This window comes from Bacteroides ndongoniae (assembly GCF_900108345.1).
Lineage (GTDB): Bacteria > Bacteroidota > Bacteroidia > Bacteroidales > Bacteroidaceae > Bacteroides > Bacteroides ndongoniae.
Window position 1 is genome coordinate 863,307 of record NZ_FNVV01000013.1, and the last position, 23,029, is coordinate 886,335.

Here is a 23,029-nt window from a genome sequence, read left to right on the forward strand (position 1 = left end):
TTATTTCCCTCTGGTCGGTTCTTTTCCCGTTTGAACCGCCTTGGGGTTTTATGGATGCGGTTTACAGCTGTCGGTACAGCTTCATACGACGGCTTTTCCTGCCAATTACTCTTTCACAGAAAGGAAGAATTTGCAGGAAATGCACTTCAAGCCGGAGGATCAAGCGCGACAGCAGACCTTTGCATCTGATAAAACCAAGGCCGGTGCGGCGGGAATGAAGCCGGAAAGCGGTAAAAGATGAATTATAAAAGAAATGTTCTATCAATAGTTCGTTAAATTTTGGATAATCACGCAGCGTCCGAGACGCCATAATATAAGAGTTCTTTGAAATCGTTGGTATTTAATAGCCTGTGTGGGTGCTTTCCAGACATACGAATAAATCTCTGTATCATATCCGCATTATGAATCAGCGTCTTTACATTGGAGACAGAAAGATGCACGCCGCAACTCCGGGCAAAAGCCCTTGCCACGTTGACAGAGGAGAGCGACATGTTGAACGCAAAGTCCAGTGATTCCCTCTTCCGTGACTGGCAGTGGGCGAGTCCGGTAAACTGCTTTGCATCGCGGTAAAGGTACTCAATCTGGAATCGGGTTCGGTAGATGTCCATGATGTCTCTGGCAGACATCGAGGTGTCTGTAGAGAAGAACACCTTCCTCTCCTGAGTCTTCCTGCCTGGCTCGAGGCAGTCAACAATGACCACCTTGACCTTGCGCTTGAGACCTGCCGACCAGACAACCGCAGAATAGAGTGTTACCACCTTGTCATCCGAGGTGATGTCTTCACTCACAAACGCATTCATGTCGAGATTCCTGATGTCCACCCTGTCACCATAGACCTTAGGTCTTCCACGCTTGCCGGTCTTGGGACCATCATAAAGATAACGCAGTCTTACATCGCTCCTGAATCTGCTTATAAGGTTGAATCCCAAAGCAATGAGACCATCCACAAAAGGTTTCTTCGAGAAATAGGCATCAGCAACTACCGTCTTGCAGACTTTCCAAAGTGCATCTTTCTGAGAGGCAATGACCTTAAGATACCATGCCAGCAGTGAATTTGGATCATCCATTCCCGCAAGGTACTTGGGAGGACGGCCTCTGGACACGATGTCCACCGTCTGCACAGCCCTGAGATGTACGGCATCACGCTCATCGGCATCAACAAGCGCTATGCCCAGAATCTCAAGCCCCCATTTCGCGGCAGATGCGCATCCACTCCAGAAGTATCCCGTGCCGGGAGTGTGCTTTCCCGACTTGGGAATGTAGCTCGGGTCGATGGCGATGGCAATCCTGTGCTGGAGTTTCTCCCTGCAGTACGCAAGGTTATATCCCACCCAGTCAAACTTCTTCCGGAAGTTCTGTCTGAAACGGCTCTCGCAGCAGTCGCTGGACAGCGCCATTTGGGTGAAGTTCTTACGTTTCGTCATGCTTAGGAAAAGAATTGAAGTAATGACGAAGAAAGTTTTAAAACTTTTGCGTAACTTTGCAGTGCCATCAAGGGCATCATTGATGATCTTGGTGAGCTGGTCAAGTGGCTGAATTTCCATTAGCAAATTGGTTTGTCTGGCAACTGCTAATTTACTAATTTTTAGCGACTTGGCCAATTTTTTTAGACGCTTATTTTCAGTCTTTCAGGCTATTATTCCCATCTATTTTAAGATTCGTTGTTTATGGTTGTCTGACAGGTGTACAAGTTCCTGTCAGAGGTGCTGTATATATGACGTAATATATTATAAATGAGTCTCTAAACTAAAAATTAACTAAGTATTGTTAAAAAAGTTCTTTGTGCTTTTGTCAGGGAACTTTTTTTTCGTAAATTTGCGTTCAATTATGCGGCAGTAATAATATACATATTAATACGAGTTAAGAATCCTGTAGTTTTCTACATGCTACGAGGAGGTATTAAAAGGTGCGTTTCGGCAATGCATCTATTGTAGTATATTATTGCTTAATCAAATGAACATTATAAATTTAGGAATTCTTGCTCACATTGATGCAGGAAAAACTTCCGTAACCGAAAATCTGCTATTTGCCTGCGGAGCAACGGAAAAGCGCGGCAGTGTTGATAAAGGTGACACCATAACAGACTCTATGGATATAGAAAAACGTAGAGGAATTACTATTCGGGCTTCTACGACATCTATTGTTTGGAATGGTGTGAAATGCAATATCATTGACACTCCGGGACACATGGATTTTATTGCAGAGGTGGAGCGGACATTCAAAATGCTTGATGGTGCAGTCCTCATATTATCGGCAAAGGAAGGCATACAAGCACAAACAAAGTTGCTGTTCAAGACTTTGCAAAAACTGCAAATCCCGACAATTATATTTATCAATAAGATTGATCGTGCCGGCGTAAATCTTGAGCGTTTATATCTGGACATAAAAACAAATCTGTCGCAAGACGTCTTGTTTATGCAAACGGTTGTCGATGGAGTCGTTTACCCGATTTGCACCCCAACAGATATAAGGGCAGAACACAAAGAATTTGTATGCAACCATGACGACGATATATTAGAACGATATTTGGCGGATAGCGAAATTTCACCGGCTGATTATTGGAATACGATAATCGCTCTTGTGGCAAAAGCCAAAGTCTATCCGGTGCTACATGGATCAGCAATGTTCAATATCGGTATCAATGAGTTGTTGGACGCCATTTCTTCTTTTATACTTCCTCCGGCATCAGTCTCAAACAGACTTTCAGCTTATCTCTATAAGATAGAGCATGACCCCAAAGGGCATAAAAGAAGTTTTCTTAAAATAATTGACGGAAGTCTGAGACTTCGAGACGTTGTAAGAATCAACGATTCGGAAAAATTCATCAAGATTAAAAATCTAAAGACTATTTATCAGGGCAGAGAGATAAATGTTGATGAAGTGGGTGCCAATGATATCGCGATTGTAGAAGATATAGAAGATTTTCGAATCGGAGATTATTTAGGTGCTAAACCTTGTTTGATTCAAGGATTATCTCATCAGCATCCCGCTCTCAAATCCTCCGTCCGGCCAAATAAGCCCGAAGAGAGAAGCAAGGTGATATCCGCTCTGAATACATTGTGGATTGAAGACCCGTCTTTGTCCTTTTCCATAAACTCATATAGTGATGAATTGGAAATCTCGTTATATGGTTTGACCCAAAAAGAAATCATACAAACATTGCTGGAAGAACGATTTTCCGTAAAGGTCCATTTTGATGAGATCAAGACTATCTACAAAGAACGACCTATAAAAAAGGTCAATAAGATTATTCAGATCGAAGTACCACCCAACCCTTACTGGGCCACAATAGGGCTGACTCTTGAACCCTTACCGTTAGGGGCAGGGTTGCAAATCGAAAGTGACATCTCCTATGGTTATCTGAACCATTCTTTTCAAAATGCCGTTTTTGAAGGGATTCGTATGTCTTGCCAATCTGGTTTACATGGATGGGAAGTGACAGATCTGAAAGTAACTTTTACTCAAGCCGAGTATTATAGCCCGGTAAGTACACCTGCTGATTTCAGACAGCTGACCCCTTATGTCTTCAGGCTGGCTTTGCAACAATCAGGAGTGGATATTCTCGAACCGATGCTCTATTTTGAGTTACAGATACCACAAGTAGCAAGTTCCAAAGCTATTACAGATCTGCAAAAAATGATGTCTGAGATTAAAGGTATCAGTTGTAATAATGAGTGGTGTCTTATTGAAGGGAAAGTTCCATTAAATACAAGTAAAGACTATGCCTCAGAAGTAAGTTCATACACTAAAGGCTTAGGCACTTTTATGGTTAAGCCGTGTGGGTATCAAATAACAAAAGGCGGTTATTCTGATAATACCCGTATGGAAGAAAAGGATAAACTTTTATTCATGTTTGAAAAATCAGTATCATCAAAATAATGGAACGATCCAGGAATTTCTATAAGACAATACGGTTGGGGTATATACTTATCTCCGTTCTTATCGGATGTATAGCATATAATAGCTTCTATGAATGGCAGGAGATAGAAGCATTAGAACTTGACAATAAAAAAATAGACGAGTTCCGAAAAGAGATAAACAATATCAATATTCAAATGATAAAATTCTCTCTATTTGGTGAAACAATACTGGAATGGAACGATAAAGATATCGAACATTACCATGCACAGCGTATGGCAATGGACAGTATGCTCTGCCGTTTCAAAGCTACCTATCCGGCAGAGCGTATAGACAGCGTACGCCATCTTCTCGAAGATAAGGAACGGCAGATGTGCCAAATCGTGCAGATACTTGAACAGCAACAAGCCATCAACGATAAGATACCCCGTCAAGTACCCGTAATCGCGCAGAAAAGTGTGCAAGAACAACCCAAGAAACCTAAACGAAAAGGATTCTTGGGCATCTTCGGCAAAAAGGAAGAAGCGAAACCAACTGTGACTACCACGATGCACCGTTCCTTTAACCGGAATATGAGAACCGAACAACAGGCGCAAAGCCGTCGCTTATCGGTTCATGCCGATAGCCTTGCCGCACGAAATGCGGAACTTAACAGGCAACTGCAAGGACTGGTTGTTCAAATAGACGGGAAAGTACAAACTGACCTACAAAAGCGGGAAGCCGAGATAACAGCCATGCGGGAACGGTCGTTCATTCAGATTGGGGGCTTGACAGGGTTCGTTATACTGCTACTGGTCATATCATATATCATCATACACCGAAATGCCAACCGCATCAAGCGATATAAACAGGAAACCGCAGATTTAATTGAGCGACTGCAACAAATGGCAAAGCGAAACGAGGCACTGATAGCCTCTCGCAAGAAAGCCGTTCATACCATTACCCATGAATTACGTACACCACTGACGGCAATAACGGGTTATGCCGGACTGATGTTCTATGGAACTATAAAAGAAAAAGATTACCGATAATTTACCGGTAATCTATAATAGGGAGATGTCTTCTTGAAGAAGATGACATATATAAGAGGTTGTCCGTCTTTAGTAGGATAGTGAGAGATCTTTAAGCATGACAAACTCCTCTTCAGTCTCATGGATGATCTTAAATCCAAGTTTTAGATACATTCGGACGGCATAGTTCGCCTTTTGTACGGACAGAGAGACGCGACTATATCCTTTGCTCTCAAGTAATCGAAACATTTCACGCATAAGATGGCTTCCTATGCCTTTACTCCTGTATTCCTTATATAGGGATATGGAGAGCGATGGGGTCCTGTCATCCACATGTCCGTAATCATTCATAATACGTACCCACACAGCACCAACCACTTTGCCTTCACTGTCTGCGACCAGACAAAAGTCATCTTTTTTATTTCCGAAGTCCTCAATATACAGTTTCAGTTCAGGTAAATCCACCACGTCCTTTGAGGGCGGTTTGACTCCTTCAGGAATATAAATCGCTTCGTAAAGAAATTCTCTTAGCAAATGGTTCTCACTACCTTGCAAATGGCGTATTATATACTTGGCCGATCCGTTCATTCTTGTTCACATTTTCTTTTCAGGTCAGCTATATACCGTTTCTGCTGTAATTTCAAATACAACAATGCAAAAGGATATAACCACCATTTCTTTAGGTTAATTGACTCTGTAAAAATCACTTCCGTTCCATTTTCAGCCTGTCTGAAATGTCCCGTCCACTCCCCGGAAAAGTTCACATTATCCATAAGAAATGAATATTTTAGAAAAGGCTCTATAACAGTAACAGTAAAACAGGTGACATAGCCTTCATTACTTATCTCCCTGAAATGGCGCTCGTCGGAAACTTCTATGTCCTTTATGTCACTTCGCCATGAATAGTCGTAAAGTGAAGTGACAGAATGCCAGACAGATTCCAAATCAGCCTGTATAAATGATTTTATCGTAGTTCTTATCATGGGACATTTTTATATTTCTCTTACCGTTTTTTCCAGTCCTCTCTGGTAAGCAAAGTAAAATGTTCTGTACGGATATCTCCTAACGGAGAAGTCTTTCCTTCTTCTGTGTGATGGTACTTGAATCCACATTTTTCCATTACCCTGCGGGATTTGATGTTTCCGTCATAATGTCCACACCAGACCCGTTTCACATCAAGTTCGACGAAGCAACGCTTCAACAAACGTTGTACGGCTTCCGGTATAAGTCCCTGTCCCCAATAAGGAACACCTATCCAATATCCTATTTCTGCATCTCCATCCTGCATCTCCGCACTGTGTACGCCATCAGCGAACATAATTCCGACACTGCCTATCGGTTCATTGGTTTCTTTCAATACTACAGCGTATGTCTCGGGTGCAGAAAGGATATCGCGTATTATTTCTCTGCTGTTTTCCACAGATGTATGAGGAGGCCATCCGGCAATGGGGCCGATAGCAGGATCTTTGGCATAATTATAAAGAGACTCTGCATCGTTTTCTGTCCAGGGACGAAGTATCAATCTTTGTGTTTCCATATTCATCGCTATACAAGTAATTTATTGATTTCCTGCTGCAAGCGATCCAGGAACTTTGCAGCATGTGCCCCATCCATTTGAGTGTGATGGAATTGGAATGAAACCGTCAGTGTCGTCCTGAAGAACCCCTTACGGTACTTGCCCCATATCATAAACGGATTGTTGAAGATACCGCTGTACATACCTACCGCACCGTCAATTTCATATTGGGCCAGTGCGGAAGTTCCTATTACCATGCTTTCAGTCAAGTCGTGGTTCTCACAGCTTTGTGCTACATCCGTTGTCAATTTCAGATAATCTTCATTGAATAGCTGCAAATCATCAGAAAAGGGCACATCGCATGAACTGACCTCATTGTCCTTGTTCATAACAATGGTATTAACCGCAATGGCATCATATTGCATCAATTTGTCTCCGACAGGCAGCATATAAAATTCCTTGATACCGCTTGCCGCCTTGCCGATGCACCAGCACATCAGCATATTGAATTTCATACCTGACTTTTTGCTGATTTTGACCAGACGACTGACATCCAAAGTCTTGAAAAATGTAACCATCGGCATCGGGGCTTTCATCCAAAGCTCAAATGCGTATGCACGGGTGGTTTCTTTGGGATTTATTTCTCTCATAGTGCGTCTTTCAAATTTTCAATCATTTTTCATGCTTCTCCAGATATTCTCTCATGGCCTCGTTGACGATGTCACGGAGAGACATGTTCTTTTCGATGGCCAGGTATTTCATCCTGGTATGAATGCTCTTGTTAATGACGAAGTTGCAATGCACCGCCGGTTCCTTTTCCGCCTTGGCCGGAGCCGTTTCTTTTTTCTGCGGGGATTTTTTGGTTGATGAAAGCAGCCCGTCAAGGCCGCTTTTCATACCGTCTTTCAATAAATCGCTTTTGCCCATATTGTTTTTACTTTAGTTTCAGTACCTCCAGCGCCAAGTCCATATAATCCTTGGCCCCGTTGCTGTTTTTGTTATACTCGAAAATGTTCAGACCCTTGATAGGAGCTTCCGCCAGAGCCACGTTGTCCCGGATGACGGTCTTGAACACCTTGTCGCAGAAAGAATCGTTGATGAACTCGGACACGCTTTTGTTAAGCGTCTTGCGCTTGTCGAACTGGGTGATCACGATACCTCCGATGCTCAGTCCCGGATTCAGGCGTTCCCTGACGATTTTAACCACATTCGTAATCTTTGCCATACCGCGCATGGCGAGGAACTGTGCCTGTACCGGGATAATCAAGAAGTCCGATGCGGTAAGCGCATTGAGCGTGAGCAGTCCCAGCGATGGCGGACAGTCAATCAGTATATAGTCGAATTTCCGGCTGTCAAGCAGCTTCGCAATCAGCCCTTTCAGTATCAGTTCCCGGCCAGGTTCGTTGATAAGTTCCGATTCGGCAGCCGACAGGTCAAGGCACGAGGGAACGATGGCAAGGCCGTTGTTCAGTTCGACCAGCGGCAAAGGGTATTCGCCCTTCATCGCCCCGTACACGGTCTGTTCTTCCTCGATGGACAGGCCGCAGGATTCCGTGAGGTTTGCCTGACCGTCCATGTCGATCAGGAGCACACGTTTTTTCTTCAGCTGCAGTGCGGCAGCGAGATTTATGGTAGTGGTTGTCTTTCCGACCCCACCTTTATGATTCAGAGCTGCTATAATTTTTGTCATGATTCAGAGTCTTAATGTTCTGGTACAAAGATAATACTATTTTTAGTCTTCACTACAATTAGTATTTACTATTTTACTACTATAACATATTTTAGTATCGTAGTATTTACTACTCTACTAAAAGACTTAGCCACTAAATGTAGTATCTACTATTTTTCGTAACCCGGGATTTACTAATCTCCTAAATTACTACAATTAGTAAATACTACATCCGTGACCGTTTTCCGGAAGATGTCAGAACGGAAGGTCTTCCTCCCCGTCCTGTGGCATGTCCGCCGGAGGAACTGGTGCGTTATCGGCAGCTGCGGCTTGGCCGTCGGCTTCGGAGGTTGTACCTTCCCGTTTACCGGTATTGATGAACTCCAGGGCATCCGCCGTGATGGAGAGCTGGATCTGGCTGTCGCCGTTTTTGTCCTTCCACAGTGAAGTTGACAATGTTCCCCCGACAAGGACCATGCGCCCTTTGGTGAGGTATTCGGAGAGGCGGATATGGTTTTCCTTGTTGCTGCGTACCCTTACCCATGTGGTAACGGCGTTTCCGTGCGAGAAGTCATCTACTGCCATGTCAAAAGCAATAAACGAACCGTGTGTACCCTCGATAACCTGACAATCCTTTCCGATGCGACCGATAGTGTGAATGTATAGCATAATTTGAAAATGTTTTGCGGCAAGGTGGTTAGTCCTGCCATTACCTGTGACTTTGTTTTTTCTTCCCTCTGGTCGGATCCTTTCTGCCGGACCGCCTTGGGGTTTTATGGTGCATGACAAGGATGTCGGTACAGCCCATTCGACGTTTTTTTGAAGCAAAATACTCTTGCCCGGCAAGGAAGATTTTCCTTCAAAATGCACTTCAAAACGGAAGAATCAGGCGCGACAGCCTACATTCGCACCTGATAAAACCTACGCGGCGGCAGGCAAGGTATGACGAGAGAAGGTAATCCCGATACAGATATAAAAGGCAGAATTGTCCCATATATAAGGGGATGTTTATAAAAGTGATGAATGACGGCTTGGGCGGGTAAAAAACGGTCTGCCGGGCAAACAAAATGGGGACTCTTTCTGATTGTGACATGCCGGAGACACGACGGACGGCACAAGCAGAATGTGTCACCGTTTGCCCATGACGCCGTCGGCCCGGAAAGGAAAGCTGCGGACAAAAGGCGGAATGTGCCGGAGCAACAATCAGGCAGGATGCCCATATAGCGGAATACCGGTTGTTTCGACATGTCGAAGCTCCGGCATGAAGCGGTATGATGCAGACTGCCGTTGATCGGGCACAGCCTTCCGTACCTTGGAGTGGAGGGCGGACCGCGGCACAGACATCATACCTTAATTTTCGGGTGGGGAAAGCCGGATAGAAAAGGGAGGAAATACCGGAAAGGTATCCATATAAAAGGACACTGGCAGGCAAGGCCATGAAGGCAGTCCCGTATGACCGCCTTCTCCTGCCTGTCAATCAACGAAGTTGAAATACCTGTCGCAAAGCTCTTTCTGCTGCATGAAGCGTTCGCTCTGATAAAAATCCACCTCGGGATACTTGCAGAAACCCGAAACGGCGTATCTGCCGGTAGGGGTACATAATCCGTAAAGCATGAGCCAGTCGAGAACTTCTTCCCCGTTGTTGTTCGTGTCGATGAACTGACACCCGGCACTGCGTTCCGCACCAGGCAGATTGACCGTGATGATGGTTTCCGACTCAAATTCGTTACTGTCTTCTACATACGCCAACAATGCCAGACAAAGCGGTGTTCCGAGTCCATGCTGGTAATATGTGACAAGGGGGAAAACCCATTTACCGTCCTTATGAAGCAGTGTCAAGGTCATGCCGTCCACTTCCACGCTTCTCTCTCTGATTTCATTTTCCATAATGCTATCGTTTTTTTAAGTTTACTTTTTTCTTTCCCTGCTTTCGGTCCTTAAAGACCTTCGCCGGATTTATTTTTCCGCACCACGAAAGTGATAACGGCAACCGGACAAATCTGGCGACAGAAATACGCTTCTCCCCGAGAAGGAAGATTTCCGTCGGCCACCGCAGGCCGTGAGGATTTGCAAGGTGCAGCTGTTATCCGTTACTTTCGCGGAACAATAAGCCGGAAGGTCAGGACGGACTGCAAGGACAAAGATATAAAAGGATTGAAAGACAGAGCTGAATTCAACTTGCAAATGCAACAGAATTCTGATTAATAATTTGTTTAAATTTTTCGTTTGGCGTGAGGTATCCAAGTCTTTTACGAGGTCGATTATTGAGTTTATTTTCAATCCACTTAATCTGTTTGTTGGTTACTTCACTAAAGTCCTTACCCTTTGGGATATACTGCCTGATAAGCCCGTTGGTGTTTTCATTGGCACCACGTTCCCATGAGTGGTATGGTTTGCAAAAATAGAATTTTATTTCCAATTTTTGCGCAATTTCCTCGTGCTTTGCAAACTCCTTTCCATTGTCAGCCGTAATTGTGTGTATTAAGTTTTTCACTTTCCGCAGTGCCCATACTGCAATCTTAGCTACCGGGATGGCTTCTTTTCCCGACAACTTGCGTATCCAGACCCTGCTTGTTGCTCTGTCGTTAATGGTAAGAATGGCACCTTTGTGGTTCTTACCAATAATTGTATCTATCTCTAAATCACCAAATCTCTCCTTCAGTTCCACTATCTCGGGACGCTCATCAATATCCACCCTGCCTGGGATAAATCCTCGCCCTGCATTTTTAGAACCACGTTTGGCATACCTGCGACCTTGTCTGCGAAGATATTTGTGCAGTTTGCCACCCCGCCGCTTATCCTCCCAAATCCAGCGATATATCGTTTCGTGAGATACCATCGCAATTCCCTCCAAGCGGCTCCTGCCGACAATCTGCTCCGGGCTGAATCCTTTCTTCAACAGCTTTATTATCCGTTTTCTCATTGCCGGTGTAAGCACTTCCTTGCGATGTTTTTGCTGCTTGCGCCTGTCTGCTTTTCGCTGGGCAAGCTCCATGCTATAGCTACCACTTCGGGCGTCGCAATTGCGCTTTATCTCCCTGTAAACAGTGCTTTTATCTACTCCGATAGCTTCCGCTATTGCTTTTTTGCTCATCGGTATTTGCAACATCATAGAAATTGCATACCTTTGTTCCTCGGTTATATGTTTGCTCATCTGCAACTTTTTTTTCTTTGGACGGACAATTAAAGCAAAGATAGCAAACTTTATCCATTCAGAGTGAGAGAAAGGGGGACATTGTCTCTCTTTCCTCTCTGAAAAATAAATGTTTTTATTGCTTATTATCCGCACCCAAAAAGTTGCATTTATAAGTTGAACTCAAGAAGTATTCACCTGTAAGAAGTTACTAATGACAAAAAAGAAATTGCCCGTTCGTTTTACGGGTCAGCACTTTACTATTGATAAAGTGCTAATAAAAGATGCAATAAGACAAGCAAATATAAGTAATCAGGATACGGTTTTAGATATTGGGGCAGGCAAGGGGTTTCTTACTGTTCATTTATTAAAAATCGCCAACAATGTTGTTGCTATTGAAAACGACACAGCTTTGGTTGAACATTTACGAAAATTATTTTCTGATGCCCGAAATGTTCAAGTTGTCGGTTGTGATTTTAGGAATTTTGCAGTTCCGAAATTTCCTTTCAAAGTGGTGTCAAATATTCCTTATGGCATTACTTCCGATATTTTCAAAATCCTGATGTTTGAGAGTCTTGGAAATTTTCTGGGAGGTTCCATTATCCTTCAATTAGAACCTACACAAAAGTTATTTTCGAGGAAGCTTTACAATCCATATACCGTTTTCTATCATACTTTTTTTGATTTGAAACTTGTCTATGAGGTAGGTCCTGAAAGTTTCTTGCCACCGCCAACTGTCAAATCAGCCCTGTTAAACATTAAAAGAAAACACTTATTTTTTGATTTTAAGTTTAAAGCCAAATACTTAGCATTTATTTCCTGTCTGTTAGAGAAACCTGATTTATCTGTAAAAACAGCTTTAAAGTCGATTTTCAGGAAAAGTCAGGTCAGGTCAATTTCGGAAAAATTCGGTTTAAACCTTAATGCTCAAATTGTTTGTTTGTCTCCAAGTCAATGGTTAAACTGTTTTTTGGAAATGCTGGAAGTTGTCCCTGAAAAATTTCATCCTTCGTAGTTCAAAGTCGGGTGGTTGTCAAGATGATTTTTTTGGTTTGGTGTCGTCTTTTTTTAAGCTGCCGCATAACGGTTTGCAGCTATACGCAGGCAGGGATTTTTACCACTAAGCTACCTACGATGAACTGAACTTTAAATTTACCACTTTCCTGTCTTACGAAGCACGAACCCCCTGCTTGCGTATAGGTGATGTTATGCGGTCGGCTTTCATTTTCTCTTCTTTCTCGTTAATTTGTCAAGCAAAGTTACTAAATTTGCAGTCAAGCAATTTCAATTTTTGAATTATGTATTTCAGCAGACCTTGGACTTCTATCTAAGTGATAGGCAGTCCTGAATAAATTCCAATCAATCTTTTAGGGCAAGACAATCAGTCTATGCTTTGTGTGTGCTGTCATTTTTTTTGATGGCATTGCTTTGTCGTAGTTGCTCTGTCGGGTAATACTGTCTATTCACTTCTCTGTGATTTGAATTCAAGATATAAAGGGAGGCGATAAAAAGGCTCTCAAGCCTATACATTCAAGAATATCATACAATTTCTAATCATAGATAATACCAATGGGAATTTGCGTCAGGAAATTGCCAAGTGTGATAAAGAAATTGATGAATTAAAAGTTAAGATGCAACAAATGCAGAAATAGCACGGCAAACAGATACGCGATCTTCAAGAATACACAGTCAAGAACTTGAAGCCAAAGACAGGGATATTTCCCGGCTGAACTCCTTACTTGAAAAAGCGTATAAATGGTTTTCCATGTTCAAAGAACAGTTTGATAAATGACGGCATAGTTTACTAAGATCGACAGAAGAGCAAAAAGACAGAGGCTTCAAATTGTAATGTTAAATTAATCAAATCACGTAAAGAGGAGTAATCAAATATATTTTGATAGCTCCTTCCCATACTTTTTTTTACTATATTTGCTTTATATTTAATCTTTAATATAATAAATATGAAAATTGCAAGTAGACTATCATTCATTTTTATTGCCATCTTGTTCGGATATAATTCTGTCTATTCACAAACACAGGCTGATGTGAAAATGGGGGAAATTCTGAACAGCGGAGATTTGTTCCAATTGAGAAATGAATATCCGAAATTAAGAGACTCTGTGAGTATAAAGATGCTTAATCTTATAGCAGATACACAGTTAGGTATTGGATTCAACAATTTGGATAATGCTGCTATTGCCCTTGATAGCCTATTGTTATATCATCAAGAAGAAATGGGGGCAGAAACCTCAATAGGAATGGCAGCTTTACAGGGTATGAATCTTTTAAATTTAGGAATGTACGAACAAGCCGGAAAAGTTGGAGAAGATTTGGTTAATGCACTTAAACAATCTGTACCATTTGAATCTCTTTATAGTTTTGTGTTTATAGAAAAAGTAGGCAAAGCCCTTGCCAATGTACCAAAGCCTTATCTTGAACGTCCCAATCGAGATGTTACTGTGTTGATGAGTGTTGAAACCGTAGGTAGAGGCAAGCATATTTATATCCCCGTGGAAGTAAACGGCATAACAAAAAACTATATTTTCGACACAGGCTGTTCTTTCGGCAATTTCGTTTCAGAGAAATATGCGAAAGAAGCAGGTTTGAAAATCGTGGCAGATTCTATTCCCGTATCAGGTATGGAGATTGGTTTTGTGAGACTCGCCACGGCAGATTCTATGAAAATCGGAGAACTGGTATATCATAATCCTGTTTTTATGGTTGCTCCTCCCGACAATGAAATAGATTCTGTATTTACATTTGACGGAGTGCTTGGTTATAACTTTATAAGGGACGCACGGGAAATAATCATAGACAATGAAGCTGGCAAGTATCTTTTTCCCCACAAAGTGTCAGACGGAGAGCCGAATATGTATCTGTCTTCAAACACACCACAGGTACGAATAAATTATGACGAGAAACCTTTTGATCTGATTTTTGATACCGGAAACGTAAAGTCAGATTTGGGGAACAAATTCGCAGATATATTTCCTCATGCCATTGAGGGGCTTGCAGAACATACAACCTCACGTGGAGGCTTTGGTGGAATATCTCAGACAACAGCAGTCACATTGCCTAAGTTCTGTTTTAAGGTAGCAGGTACTACGGTAACATTATATGATACGGAAGTCGTTAAGAAGACAGAATCCAGCAGCCAGCTATTTTCAGGTTCATTGGGAGCAGACTTCGTATTGTCATTCAAACGGCTTGTGATTAACTATCAGAATATGTTTATACGTGGAGAATAATATTAAAGCCATCATAATATTATTAATTAAGAAATAGGATATTATTGTCAAATATTTATCCTATTTTTCTTTTGTTTCTCTCAATAAACACCCAGCTTTACATTCTTGGGTGTAAAACAGGGTAATTTTCTTGCAATTTTCTGATTTTCAGTGCTTGTTACAGATAAAAAGGGAAAAGGAGGATAAAAAAGGCAGATGCCAGCCTATAAAAGTCAGACGGGCCCCGGCAGGTCGGAACACAGGAAAACCTGCCCGATCATCACGACCGGACAGGCAAAAGGTTAAATCAATGAATCACGGTCAGGCAGCCCTGACAGTATTTTCTTCTTCGGGAACTTCGGACTGCGGACGCTCGGCTTCCTTGAGTGCCTCGTCAATCCGCTGCTGCAATTCCTTACATCCCTGTTTCAACCGCTCCAGTTCTTCCGCCTTGCTCCACTTCCGGGCGGTGATTTCCTGCAAGGTCGGTATTTCGTGCTGCAGCATGGCTATCTGTTTCTGCTGCTTCTCTATCAAAGACGGCATCCTTTCAAGTGCGGCCTGCGGGTATCGTGCCGATTCGGCAAATCCCAACGGCAGGGCACCCGACACGCCACAGCGGTATTTCAGTCCGCTTACGCCCTCTACAAAGAAAGCGTTACGGTCGAACGAGCCGGAAAGGGTGTACTCGCTGCGGACAAGCAGATTCAGCCCCATATAGCTGCCAATGGTACGGTAAGCCTCGCCCCTGTATGTCTTGGCTATGCGGTGCAGTTCACGGCCTGTCTCTTCCCGGGTAGCCTGCTGCAGATTGAGCAACAGCGTTTCCCTGTTGCCGCTATAGGATGCGATATACTCCATATCCTGCTCGACCTGCGCCACGATGCGCTCTGCCTTGCCGACAGCTTCCGTGTTGGCCGCAATCTTACGCTCCGCACGGATGCGCTCTTTCTTGAATATGGCCTGTTCTTTCTCCAGCTGCATGATTTTGTTGTCGAGCTTGGCCTTGTTCAAAAGGTCGGTATTTCCTGAAAGAATAGCCACGAACTCGGCAAAGTTCATTCCGCTGTCCTCGTCCATGCAGTCCTCGTCGATGCGGCGCACGGCAATAGTGCCGTTGTTTATCTGGTTGATAAACATCTGCTTGTTCTTGAGCAGGTTGAACTTGTAGGCATCCAAAGTCTTCTCTGTTCCATAGATGATTATGTCCACCACGTTACCGCCCCAGAGTTTCACGGTGTTGCCCTTGCGTACCGCACGACCGTTGCGCTGCTCCATGTCGGCAGGTCTCCATGGTATCTCCAGATGATGCACCGCCACAGCCCGCTGCTGGGCGTTGACCCCAGTACCGAGCATCGACGTAGAGCCGAAGAGGACACGTACCCTGCCGCTGTTCATGTCTTCAAAGAGGCGTTTCCTTGCCCTCTCCGTGGTGGCGCACTGGATAAACTGGATTTCATCAGCCGGGATGCCGAGGCGTACCAGCTTCTCCTTGATGTCGGTATAGATGTTCCACTCGTTCGGCTTGTAAGTGGAAAGGTCACTGAAGACAAACTGCGTACCCTTATTGGCCGCCGAGCGTACATAATAGTCATAGATGGTTCGGGCGCAGATGGAAGCCTTGTTACCTGCATCATCGCTGAACTTCTCACCCAAAAGGCGCATGTCGAGAGCCATCTTGCGTGCCACATTGGTAGCAATGAGCATCTTTGCCTTGTCGAGGTTGTCCGGCTCGATCGTATCAAGCCCGAGGTCTTCCCAGTTTCCACTACCGGCAAAGGAAACGAGGCGTCCGATCATTTCTTCCTGCTCGATTGTCGGCGCATGAGAGAGGAAGCGGACATTTTTCTCCGGCACATCAAGATGTATCATGTCGGCTGTACGGTAGTCGGTGATTTCACGCAGGAACATCGCCAGTTCGGGCACTTTGATATAAGTGCGGAAACGCTCCTTGCGCTTGATTGCCCCTGTCACGTTCAGCTCATAGTCGGCTGTCTTTTTGGTAAATATGGCCGCCCAGGCATCGAAACAGCTAATCTGCTGACGCTTGAGTTCACGTGGGCGCAAATACTTGAACATCACATAAAGCTCTGTCAGCGCATTTACCACCACCGTACCGGACAAAAAAGTCGCCCCAAGGTCACGGCCCGTTCGGTGCTGGATGTCACGGATGGCAAACAGCAGGTTCATCGCCCTTTGCGAGCCTTTTGTATTGCCGATACCTGCTACCCTGTTGTGGCGTGTCTGGAACATGAGGTTCTTGAACATGTGGCATTCATCGACAAAGATGTGGTCTATACCCATTGAATGAAAGTCCACGGTATCATCCTTGCGGTCGTCCAGTTTTTTACGAAGCTCGGACAGCTTCGCCTTCAAATTTTCCTGTCTCACTTCCAGCCCTTTCTGCATCTTGCGGCTACGGTAGCGCATGGTGGACTGTTCCAACACTTCAAGGCTTCGCTCCACATCGTAAAGCTCTTCTGTGAATATCTCTATCATGGTTTCCTCGGACTGCGGTATCTTGGAGAATTGCTCGTGCGTCAGGATGATGCAATCCCAGTTGTTGTTCTTGATTTTGGAAAATACCTCTCTGCGGTTGGCCGGTGTGAAATCTTCCTTGCCCGGGTACAGGACTTTTGCGTTCGGGTATGCCTTGCGGAACGTGTCGGCAATTTCGTGTACATTCGCTTTCAGGCCGATAATCAGAGGCTTCTGTACCAATCCCAGACGCTTCATTTCATAGGCCGAGACGCACATAATCATGGTCTTGCCTGTGCCTACTTCGTGCCAGCAGATACCGCCGCCGTTCTGCTTAATCATCCAGATTGCGTCTTTCTGCGACGGGTAGAGTTCGTTGTACGGGAACTGCTCAAAGGAAAGCTGCGGAAAGGTCTGTGCCGAGCCGTCGTAGGCCGGACGGACATAGCAGTTGAAACGCTCGTTGTATGTGCGTACCAGTTCATCCCTGACTTCCAGAGGACGGGCATCGAGCCACTGGTTGAAATTGCTGCGGATTTCCTGTATCTTGGTGGCCGCTTCCTGAATGGCTTCCTCGTCGGGCACACGTACCTTGTCGCCGTTGCGATACACTTCTTTGGTTATCTCCGGCACTGTGTCATGCAAGGCATGAACAAACAGGTCTTCACCGTTGAAATTGCGCACGGAATAGGTGTTGTATGCTGCCGGGGAGTAACCTTTCAGACGCACTACATAGGTATCGTTGACATCAAAGTACATCACTTCGGCTTCCACCCCGAAAAGTTCTGCCGCAAAGTCGGCGTAAAGTTGCGGGTCAATCCAACGCTCGCCCATATTGATATCCAACTCTTCATAAGGTATCGGTTCGGGCGTTGCGTTCTCCAGTGCCTTGACGGATATTTCCGTCCATTGCTGCTGCCTTTCCGAAAGGTCGGGAATGCAGGAAACAAATTCCGTGCATTTAGCTATCACGTTGCCTGCAATGAACTTGCCTTTGTGTTCCCATTCATCCGTAACAGGATTGTAGAATATCTCGCCCTGCAACGCTGCGATTACATCTTCATCAGACAGGCTGGTAGAGCGCATGATGTAGTCCATTTCCACCTTGCCGTAGAAATTGAGGCTGCTTGCCAGCGCTTCCGACGGCTGTAGAATACGGTCGGTCGCAATCTTAGTGAAAGCCACAGGCTCACGCATGATGTCGGCCTTGACTATATCGCCGCCAAGCTGCATTTCGATAGTGAACACCTCGACACCGAGGCTGTCAAGCATGATAAACTCCTTGTTGTCGTTCTCATGGAAAAATCCCCATTTGGCTACAAAGGCATCATAGAGGGTGTTCAGCCGCTCACGTATGGCAGTCTGTTCAGTCTGCAAATCCCTTTCTTTCGTAGAAAGCAGGAAATACGCTTCACGGACAGGGAAATAGTCGGCTGCACGCTCCATATTGACCTTTCCCTCGTTCACCGGAACGAAATCCACGGCCACATCGGCATAGTGGCTTGATTTGCGGAACACGACCGTACCAATCTGCCCCTCGAACATTACCAATGTACCGCTTTTCATCCAGTCCTCGAGTTTTTCCGTGTAGGCTCTCCGTCCTCTGTTTACGGAGAGTGCGGTCGTCTCCTGCATCCCGAACAGCGACATCTGCACGGACGCTTCGCCCTGCTGTCCGAAAAGTATTTTGCGGAAATACCGGTCAAAGTCGTATTTGAGCAAAGCGGAAAGGTATTGTGCCATGGCCGCATCAGAGCCGAGCCACTGGTGTTTGCGTACATATTTGCCGTGCTGGTTCATCACGATACGGCTGTCGGTCGCCAGTACGGTCTTCGGCATGGAAAACAGCCTGTTGGCGTTTTCAGTCATCGTTCCGTTCATGTCGTACATTTCCTTGGCTACCTGCAAAAACATCTGTTCACGTGCGGAGAGTGCCGTCTTATTGGTATGTTTCTGGAATATGAGCAGGTCGCTGCCCACCTCGATACCGCTTGTCTGCATGAAAAGAGCGTCAGGCAAACGTACTGCGCTGATAAGGTCGGCATGGTTCACCAGATACTCACGTACAAACTTATTTCCTGCCGTGTCGGCCACACCTCTTGAAGTGACAAAGGCAAGCAGACCGCCCTCGGAAAGCAGTTCCATAGCCTTGACAAAAAAATAGTTGTGAATGGTCTTTGTGGCCTGTTCGTAGATACCGCCCTTTTTCCACAGGTCGGCATCGAAGACACGGAAGTTGCCGAAAGGAATGTTTGAGGCAATGACATCGAATTTCCGATGCTCCAGCTCCTGTGTGCCTATCGTTTCAAAGCCTGCCGTTACGGTGGTTGCGTCCTCATGCAGCAGCGAAAGTACAAGTCCTGTAATGGTGTCTTTCTCAAAAGCATAGCTGCGTGTGCCGGGCATGGCTACAGGCAGGAAACCGCCGATGCCTACGCTCGGTTCAAGAAAACTTTGCATCTGCAAGCCGTTGGCAGAAAAGGTCTTGTGTATCTGTGCCGCCACTGCGTCAATCAGGAATTGCGGCGTATAGAACGCTGTCAATACAGATGACTTGATGCTTTCAACAAGTGAACGGCAAGCTGCCTCGTCACCCCCTGCAAGTGTCCTTAACGCATCCAGCAGACGGTTCAAAAGCCCGGCAACCTCTTTGTCAAGCGGCTTGTCCGTACCCAAGTCCAGTACATCCTTGATACCGCCGAAACCTGAATACTGCGCCAATACCTGTTTTTCCTCTTGCGTGGCTGTCCTGCCCTGCGAGTGGATAGCTACTGCTGTCTCTATGGCCTTGATGTTGGCCGATAATGATGTCAATTTGTTGTAACCCATGATTTAACCTATTTTTTTATTTCCCTTTTTTCGGCCCGTTTGCGGCCGCAGGGATTATTTTTCTGCCTTGAAAGGTGGCGGTGGACATCCGCCATGGCCGGTAAGGAAAAATACGCTCGACAGCCGGAGAGGAAGATTTTTCCGAGACCCCACGGGCAGAATGCCGGCATTGGCAGGAATGGAAACCGGCGGTTACCTTTGCTGAAAAATCCAATCCCCCGAGGTCGCACGGCGGAGAACGGAAGAGCAGCTACAAGAGGGATGGATAGAAAAGGATTGAAAACAGGCGGATGGAAAAATAGAAAAGGAAGATCTGAGGTAAAAAAGGGACGGCGCATGGCCATGCCGTCGATAAAAAGGGACTATGCCGTCGGCAGACCGAAGCCGAAACAGACCCTGCCGGGCCCCGGTAAGGTCTGTCCGTGGATTATCAGTCAATATCGTAACCAATCACAAACTCGTCATTGATTAGCAGATAGTAATAGCCGTTGCCGCAATTCCGGTACTCCTTGCTGAATCCTGCAGCCATGTCACCATTGTCCCGCGGCTCGCACCAAAGCGTACCGTCATAACCGCAAAAGTCGAAACGAAGCGTCGAGAATTTCTCCTTATTCTTCATGGCCTGGCGGAACCGCTGCATGTCCCAGCTTCCGCAATACTTCTCAATCGTGGAGAGTCGGATGCACTTTCCGTCAATAGCCGTTCCCGTGGTGATACGGTTTTCGTACAGGGACTTCTCAAGGTCTGCTGCTGCAATCTTACGGAGCCAGTCGTTGGTATGCGTGGCAAGGCGTGCGAGCTTCTGGTATTTGAGAATCATTTTCCTGTCCATATCCTTTTCGTCTTCCTTTTCCTGTGACGGATAATAGATTTTTTCGATGCTGTTCCAGTCTGAAAAGATGTAGCCATGTTTGCGTTTCCCTTTCGCAATAATACCGATGACGTTCTCCCCGCCACGGTTGATAAACAATTTCCTGCGTTCCCCGTAAATCCTGACATACAAGACCGGTGGGTTCTGTTCGTTACGGAGATATTCTTCTGCCGGATGCATTGTTGCTGCTGTTGTGTCCATACCTGTATTTTTTAGTTGTTCATTCTTTTAGCCGGAACCGCTTGGGCTCCCGTTTATAAGTTATCCTCACGAAATTTGACTTTTGCCCCTGACTGCTGTTCAGAGTTCGGGAAGTGTGCCTGTCCTGACTTTCTTCCCGTCGCAATAGAGTTCGATTGTTCCCGGTCTGAATCCCATTTCGCCGAAGGCTATGTTTCTGACATAGTCCCGGTACTCCTTTCCGGAAAAGTTCTTTCCGCTCAGGTTGTTGAAAAACATGCGGATGCTGAATCCGTCTTCACTTGACAGTATTGTCCTGCCGTCCTGTCTGATTTCTTCTTTCATTTCTTTCCGTTTTAATTGTTTGAAAATCTGTTTTTTATTTCCCTCTTTTTGAACTGAGGGCTGTATTTTCAACTTTTTGAGGCATAAGGAGGATGAAGCAGTTGGTATCATAAGCCAAATCCGGATAGAAAACCGATTGTGCAGCAGTCTGTTTTCGTCATCCGAATGGAATGCGGTTTGGCATTGATACGCTTCGTCCTATATTCGCCGACGAAAAGAGAAAGGAAGCCCCATAGGAAAAAGGAAGAGACTTGTAAAAGGGGACGGCAAGAAGGATATATAATGGGATCGAACAAATTACCGGTTCCATTTCAAGGCCAGCACCGATAATTTGCTTACTTTGCAAAAGTAAAAAGGTTCAATATGAGTGAGAAACTTGTGCTCCTGGTGTTGCTCGGCATAGTGGTCGGGATGTTGCATGTCATCGCTTTCTGGCGACGGAAAGCCGGTGAAGCGGCGTATGCAGCCGCACGGAGCGCAAGCCGGGAAGACGAAAGAGGCCGCTATTGCCGTATGGCAGTAATGGCCGGACATCGAGACGCCTGCCGTATGTTCTGCTGCATGTATCCCGACCGGTTCGACGACAGGCATCCGCTCAAACCGTTCAAGTTCCGTGGAATCCGGATTGCATTTTACGACTATTACTATCCGTCACGGTACAATGATTTTCTCAATGAAGCACAACGGACATTCTGCCGTTCCATCTACCGGTTCAAGCAGGGAGAGATACACGGCATCGAGTTCTTCAAGGCATGTATGACCGCCATACAGGCGGACGGCAAGCCTTATCATATCATGTTCATGCCGTGCAGCAACTGGATAAAGTATGAACAGCGGTTCAAGCGGCTGAACTGGTATATGGGCAAGCACAGGCCGGATCTGACATCAGGACTGTACGATACGGTGATCTGCGATGCCCGGGAAAGCCTACATGAAGCGGACGGAGCGGACAGCCGTGTCCTTGAGCGGAATTACGAGATTACCGGTGATATAAAGGGAAAAGAAATCATTATCATTGACGATGTGCTGACGACCGGACAGAGTGTGTCCGACTACAAGGAGGAAATAGAAAGGCACGGCGGCAAGGTGGTTGCCGCCATTTTCTATGGAAAGACGTTTTCCATGCCGCCGATGTCCGTCGTCCGGATGTCGGTATGGGGCGACAGTATCAGCCATGCAATCAAAGGGAGAAAAAAGTCATAGTTCGGCCAGTGCCGAAACACATTCCTGCTGTACTCTCCTGACATGCTCAAAAAGGATTGCGGGATCGACACTCTTGCCATTGAGGCGGCAGGTGATATGCAGGTGTTCTCCCGTGCTGCGCCCTGTAGAGCCGGTAATACCGACCGCATCACGCGGCCGGACGGCTGTTCCCCTGGCTACGAGAATCTTTGAAAGGTGGCAATAGCTGATCATGCAGTTCCCGTGCTGCAGCGTAACATACTTGCCGGAAGTCTTGTCCTGCCCGACCTTTACGACAGTTCCCGCCATCATCGCCAGCACCTTGTCGCCACGTGCCTGCAAATCGATTCCCCCATGAAATTTACGCTTGCCGGTAAAGGGGTCTTTCCTGTAACCGTATGGAGAAGTTACCTTGATTCTCGGTAACGGATAACTGACACTCAGGTAACGCTCAACCACCATCTGCCTTTGCACATCGCCGCGAGCCCCGGATTTGCCGGTGTTTTCCGATACACCTTTCCCGGAACCCGTATTGTCTGAAGCTGTTTCCTTGTCCTTGGTGGCCGCCTGCACACTTTCCTCCCGATAGTAATCGGAAGCGGAGGAAACTGTATTGAATTGTGCCATTGCCGGTATCAGACTGAGCGAAATGCCTGATATAATCATCCATAAAATTTTTCTCATGCTGCAAAATTAGCATGGTCTGTCTATGTTCGACATGAACGGCCATG

The 23,029-nt window shown here is 45.6% G+C and carries 18 protein-coding genes and 2 pseudogenes; 6 read left to right on the top strand and 14 right to left on the bottom strand.

The features are described 5' to 3' along the window. Window positions 1-287: 287 nt before the first annotated feature. Window positions 288-1,544 (bottom strand): transposase, encoded by a 1,257-nt coding sequence (locus BQ5591_RS08095; protein WP_071149385.1) that lies wholly within the window; start codon window positions 1,542-1,544, stop codon window positions 288-290. A gap of 409 nt (window positions 1,545-1,953) precedes the next feature. Between BQ5591_RS08095 and tet(Q) the strand changes: the two genes are divergently transcribed. Beyond that, the gene (gene tet(Q) / locus BQ5591_RS08100) at window positions 1,954-3,879 is read left to right on the top strand and encodes a tetracycline resistance ribosomal protection protein Tet(Q) (protein ID WP_071148955.1); all 1,926 of its coding nucleotides are present in this window, start codon (window positions 1,954-1,956) and stop codon (window positions 3,877-3,879) included. Beyond that, a pseudogene (locus BQ5591_RS08105) lies at window positions 3,879-4,853 on the top strand (hybrid sensor histidine kinase/response regulator); the annotation flags it as partial. The gene tet(Q) and the pseudogene BQ5591_RS08105, both read left to right, overlap by 1 nt. A 105-nt stretch (window positions 4,854-4,958) precedes the next feature. On the opposite strand, the gene BQ5591_RS08110 reads toward BQ5591_RS08105, so the two are convergent. The 9 genes from BQ5591_RS08110 to BQ5591_RS08155 all read right to left on the bottom strand — a co-directional run bounded on the left by BQ5591_RS08110 (window position 4,959) and on the right by BQ5591_RS08155 (window position 11,207). Beyond that, window positions 4,959-5,456: a GNAT family N-acetyltransferase gene (locus BQ5591_RS08110; protein ID WP_071148956.1), complete on the bottom strand. Its 498-nt coding sequence runs from the start codon at window positions 5,454-5,456 to the stop codon at window positions 4,959-4,961. After that, the gene (locus BQ5591_RS08115; protein WP_007215998.1) at window positions 5,453-5,851 is read right to left on the bottom strand and encodes an SRPBCC family protein; all 399 of its coding nucleotides are present in this window, start codon (window positions 5,849-5,851) and stop codon (window positions 5,453-5,455) included. The genes BQ5591_RS08110 and BQ5591_RS08115 overlap by 4 nt, the downstream gene beginning before the upstream one ends. 20 nt (window positions 5,852-5,871) lie before the next feature. Further along, window positions 5,872-6,411, bottom strand: coding sequence for a GNAT family N-acetyltransferase (locus tag BQ5591_RS08120; protein WP_007215997.1), 540 nt, complete (start codon window positions 6,409-6,411; stop codon window positions 5,872-5,874). Window positions 6,412-6,413: 2 nt separating this feature from the next. Continuing rightward, complete coding sequence (locus tag BQ5591_RS08125; protein ID WP_071148957.1) at window positions 6,414-7,034, bottom strand: CatA-like O-acetyltransferase, family 2; 621 nt, start codon at window positions 7,032-7,034, stop codon at window positions 6,414-6,416. 22 nt (window positions 7,035-7,056) lie between these two features. Next, the gene (locus BQ5591_RS08130; RefSeq protein WP_007215995.1) at window positions 7,057-7,311 is read right to left on the bottom strand and encodes a hypothetical protein; all 255 of its coding nucleotides are present in this window, start codon (window positions 7,309-7,311) and stop codon (window positions 7,057-7,059) included. Between the two features lie 7 nt (window positions 7,312-7,318). Then, on the bottom strand, window positions 7,319-8,074 hold the full coding sequence (locus BQ5591_RS08135) for a ParA family protein (RefSeq protein ID WP_071148958.1): 756 nt from the start codon (window positions 8,072-8,074) through the stop codon (window positions 7,319-7,321). 234 nt (window positions 8,075-8,308) lie between these two features. Beyond that, a complete protein-coding gene (locus tag BQ5591_RS08140; protein WP_005807140.1) occupies window positions 8,309-8,722 on the bottom strand; it encodes a single-stranded DNA-binding protein in 414 nt (137 codons plus the stop codon). Window positions 8,723-9,526: 804 nt separating this feature from the next. Continuing rightward, on the bottom strand, window positions 9,527-9,940 hold the full coding sequence (locus tag BQ5591_RS08150) for a DUF4313 domain-containing protein (protein ID WP_068690200.1): 414 nt from the start codon (window positions 9,938-9,940) through the stop codon (window positions 9,527-9,529). Window positions 9,941-10,226: 286 nt separating this feature from the next. Continuing rightward, complete coding sequence (locus BQ5591_RS08155; protein WP_005794072.1) at window positions 10,227-11,207, bottom strand: IS30-like element IS4351 family transposase; 981 nt, start codon at window positions 11,205-11,207, stop codon at window positions 10,227-10,229. A gap of 193 nt (window positions 11,208-11,400) precedes the next feature. Here BQ5591_RS08155 and erm(F) point away from each other — a divergent pair, with 193 nt between their 5' ends. From erm(F) to BQ5591_RS08165, 3 genes and pseudogenes are all read left to right on the top strand, one after another. Continuing rightward, complete coding sequence (gene erm(F), locus BQ5591_RS08160) at window positions 11,401-12,201, top strand: 23S rRNA (adenine(2058)-N(6))-methyltransferase Erm(F) (RefSeq protein WP_004359035.1); 801 nt, start codon at window positions 11,401-11,403, stop codon at window positions 12,199-12,201. Between the two features lie 550 nt (window positions 12,202-12,751). Next, window positions 12,752-12,963, top strand: a pseudogene (locus tag BQ5591_RS21790) (mobilization protein); the annotation flags it as partial. Window positions 12,964-13,147: 184 nt separating this feature from the next. Further along, entirely contained in the window at window positions 13,148-14,434 is a 1,287-nt protein-coding gene (locus BQ5591_RS08165; protein ID WP_068690204.1) for a retropepsin-like aspartic protease, read from the top strand. 300 nt (window positions 14,435-14,734) lie between these two features. Here the strand turns inward: BQ5591_RS08165 and BQ5591_RS08170 are convergent, their stop codons facing one another. The 3 genes from BQ5591_RS08170 to BQ5591_RS08185 form a co-directional block, all read right to left on the bottom strand. After that, on the bottom strand, window positions 14,735-19,720 hold the full coding sequence (locus BQ5591_RS08170; protein ID WP_071148959.1) for an N-6 DNA methylase: 4,986 nt from the start codon (window positions 19,718-19,720) through the stop codon (window positions 14,735-14,737). A 430-nt stretch (window positions 19,721-20,150) separates the two neighbouring features. Next, a complete protein-coding gene (locus tag BQ5591_RS08180) occupies window positions 20,151-20,792 on the bottom strand; it encodes a hypothetical protein (RefSeq protein WP_005807177.1) in 642 nt (213 codons plus the stop codon). Between the two features lie 99 nt (window positions 20,793-20,891). Further along, window positions 20,892-21,116 carry a DUF7688 family protein gene (locus BQ5591_RS08185; RefSeq protein ID WP_005807178.1) on the bottom strand — a complete coding sequence of 75 codons (225 nt, stop codon included), beginning with the start codon at window positions 21,114-21,116 and terminating at the stop codon, window positions 20,892-20,894. Window positions 21,117-21,479: 363 nt separating this feature from the next. Here BQ5591_RS08185 and BQ5591_RS08190 point away from each other — a divergent pair, with 363 nt between their 5' ends. Further along, the gene (locus BQ5591_RS08190) at window positions 21,480-22,319 is read left to right on the top strand and encodes a phosphoribosyltransferase (RefSeq protein WP_005807179.1); all 840 of its coding nucleotides are present in this window, start codon (window positions 21,480-21,482) and stop codon (window positions 22,317-22,319) included. Here BQ5591_RS08190 and BQ5591_RS08195 read toward each other — a convergent pair. After that, window positions 22,314-22,964 carry a M23 family metallopeptidase gene (locus BQ5591_RS08195; protein ID WP_005807180.1) on the bottom strand — a complete coding sequence of 217 codons (651 nt, stop codon included), beginning with the start codon at window positions 22,962-22,964 and terminating at the stop codon, window positions 22,314-22,316. The two genes, BQ5591_RS08190 and BQ5591_RS08195, sit on opposite strands and share 6 nt — an antisense overlap. Window positions 22,965-23,029: the final 65 nt, after the last annotated feature.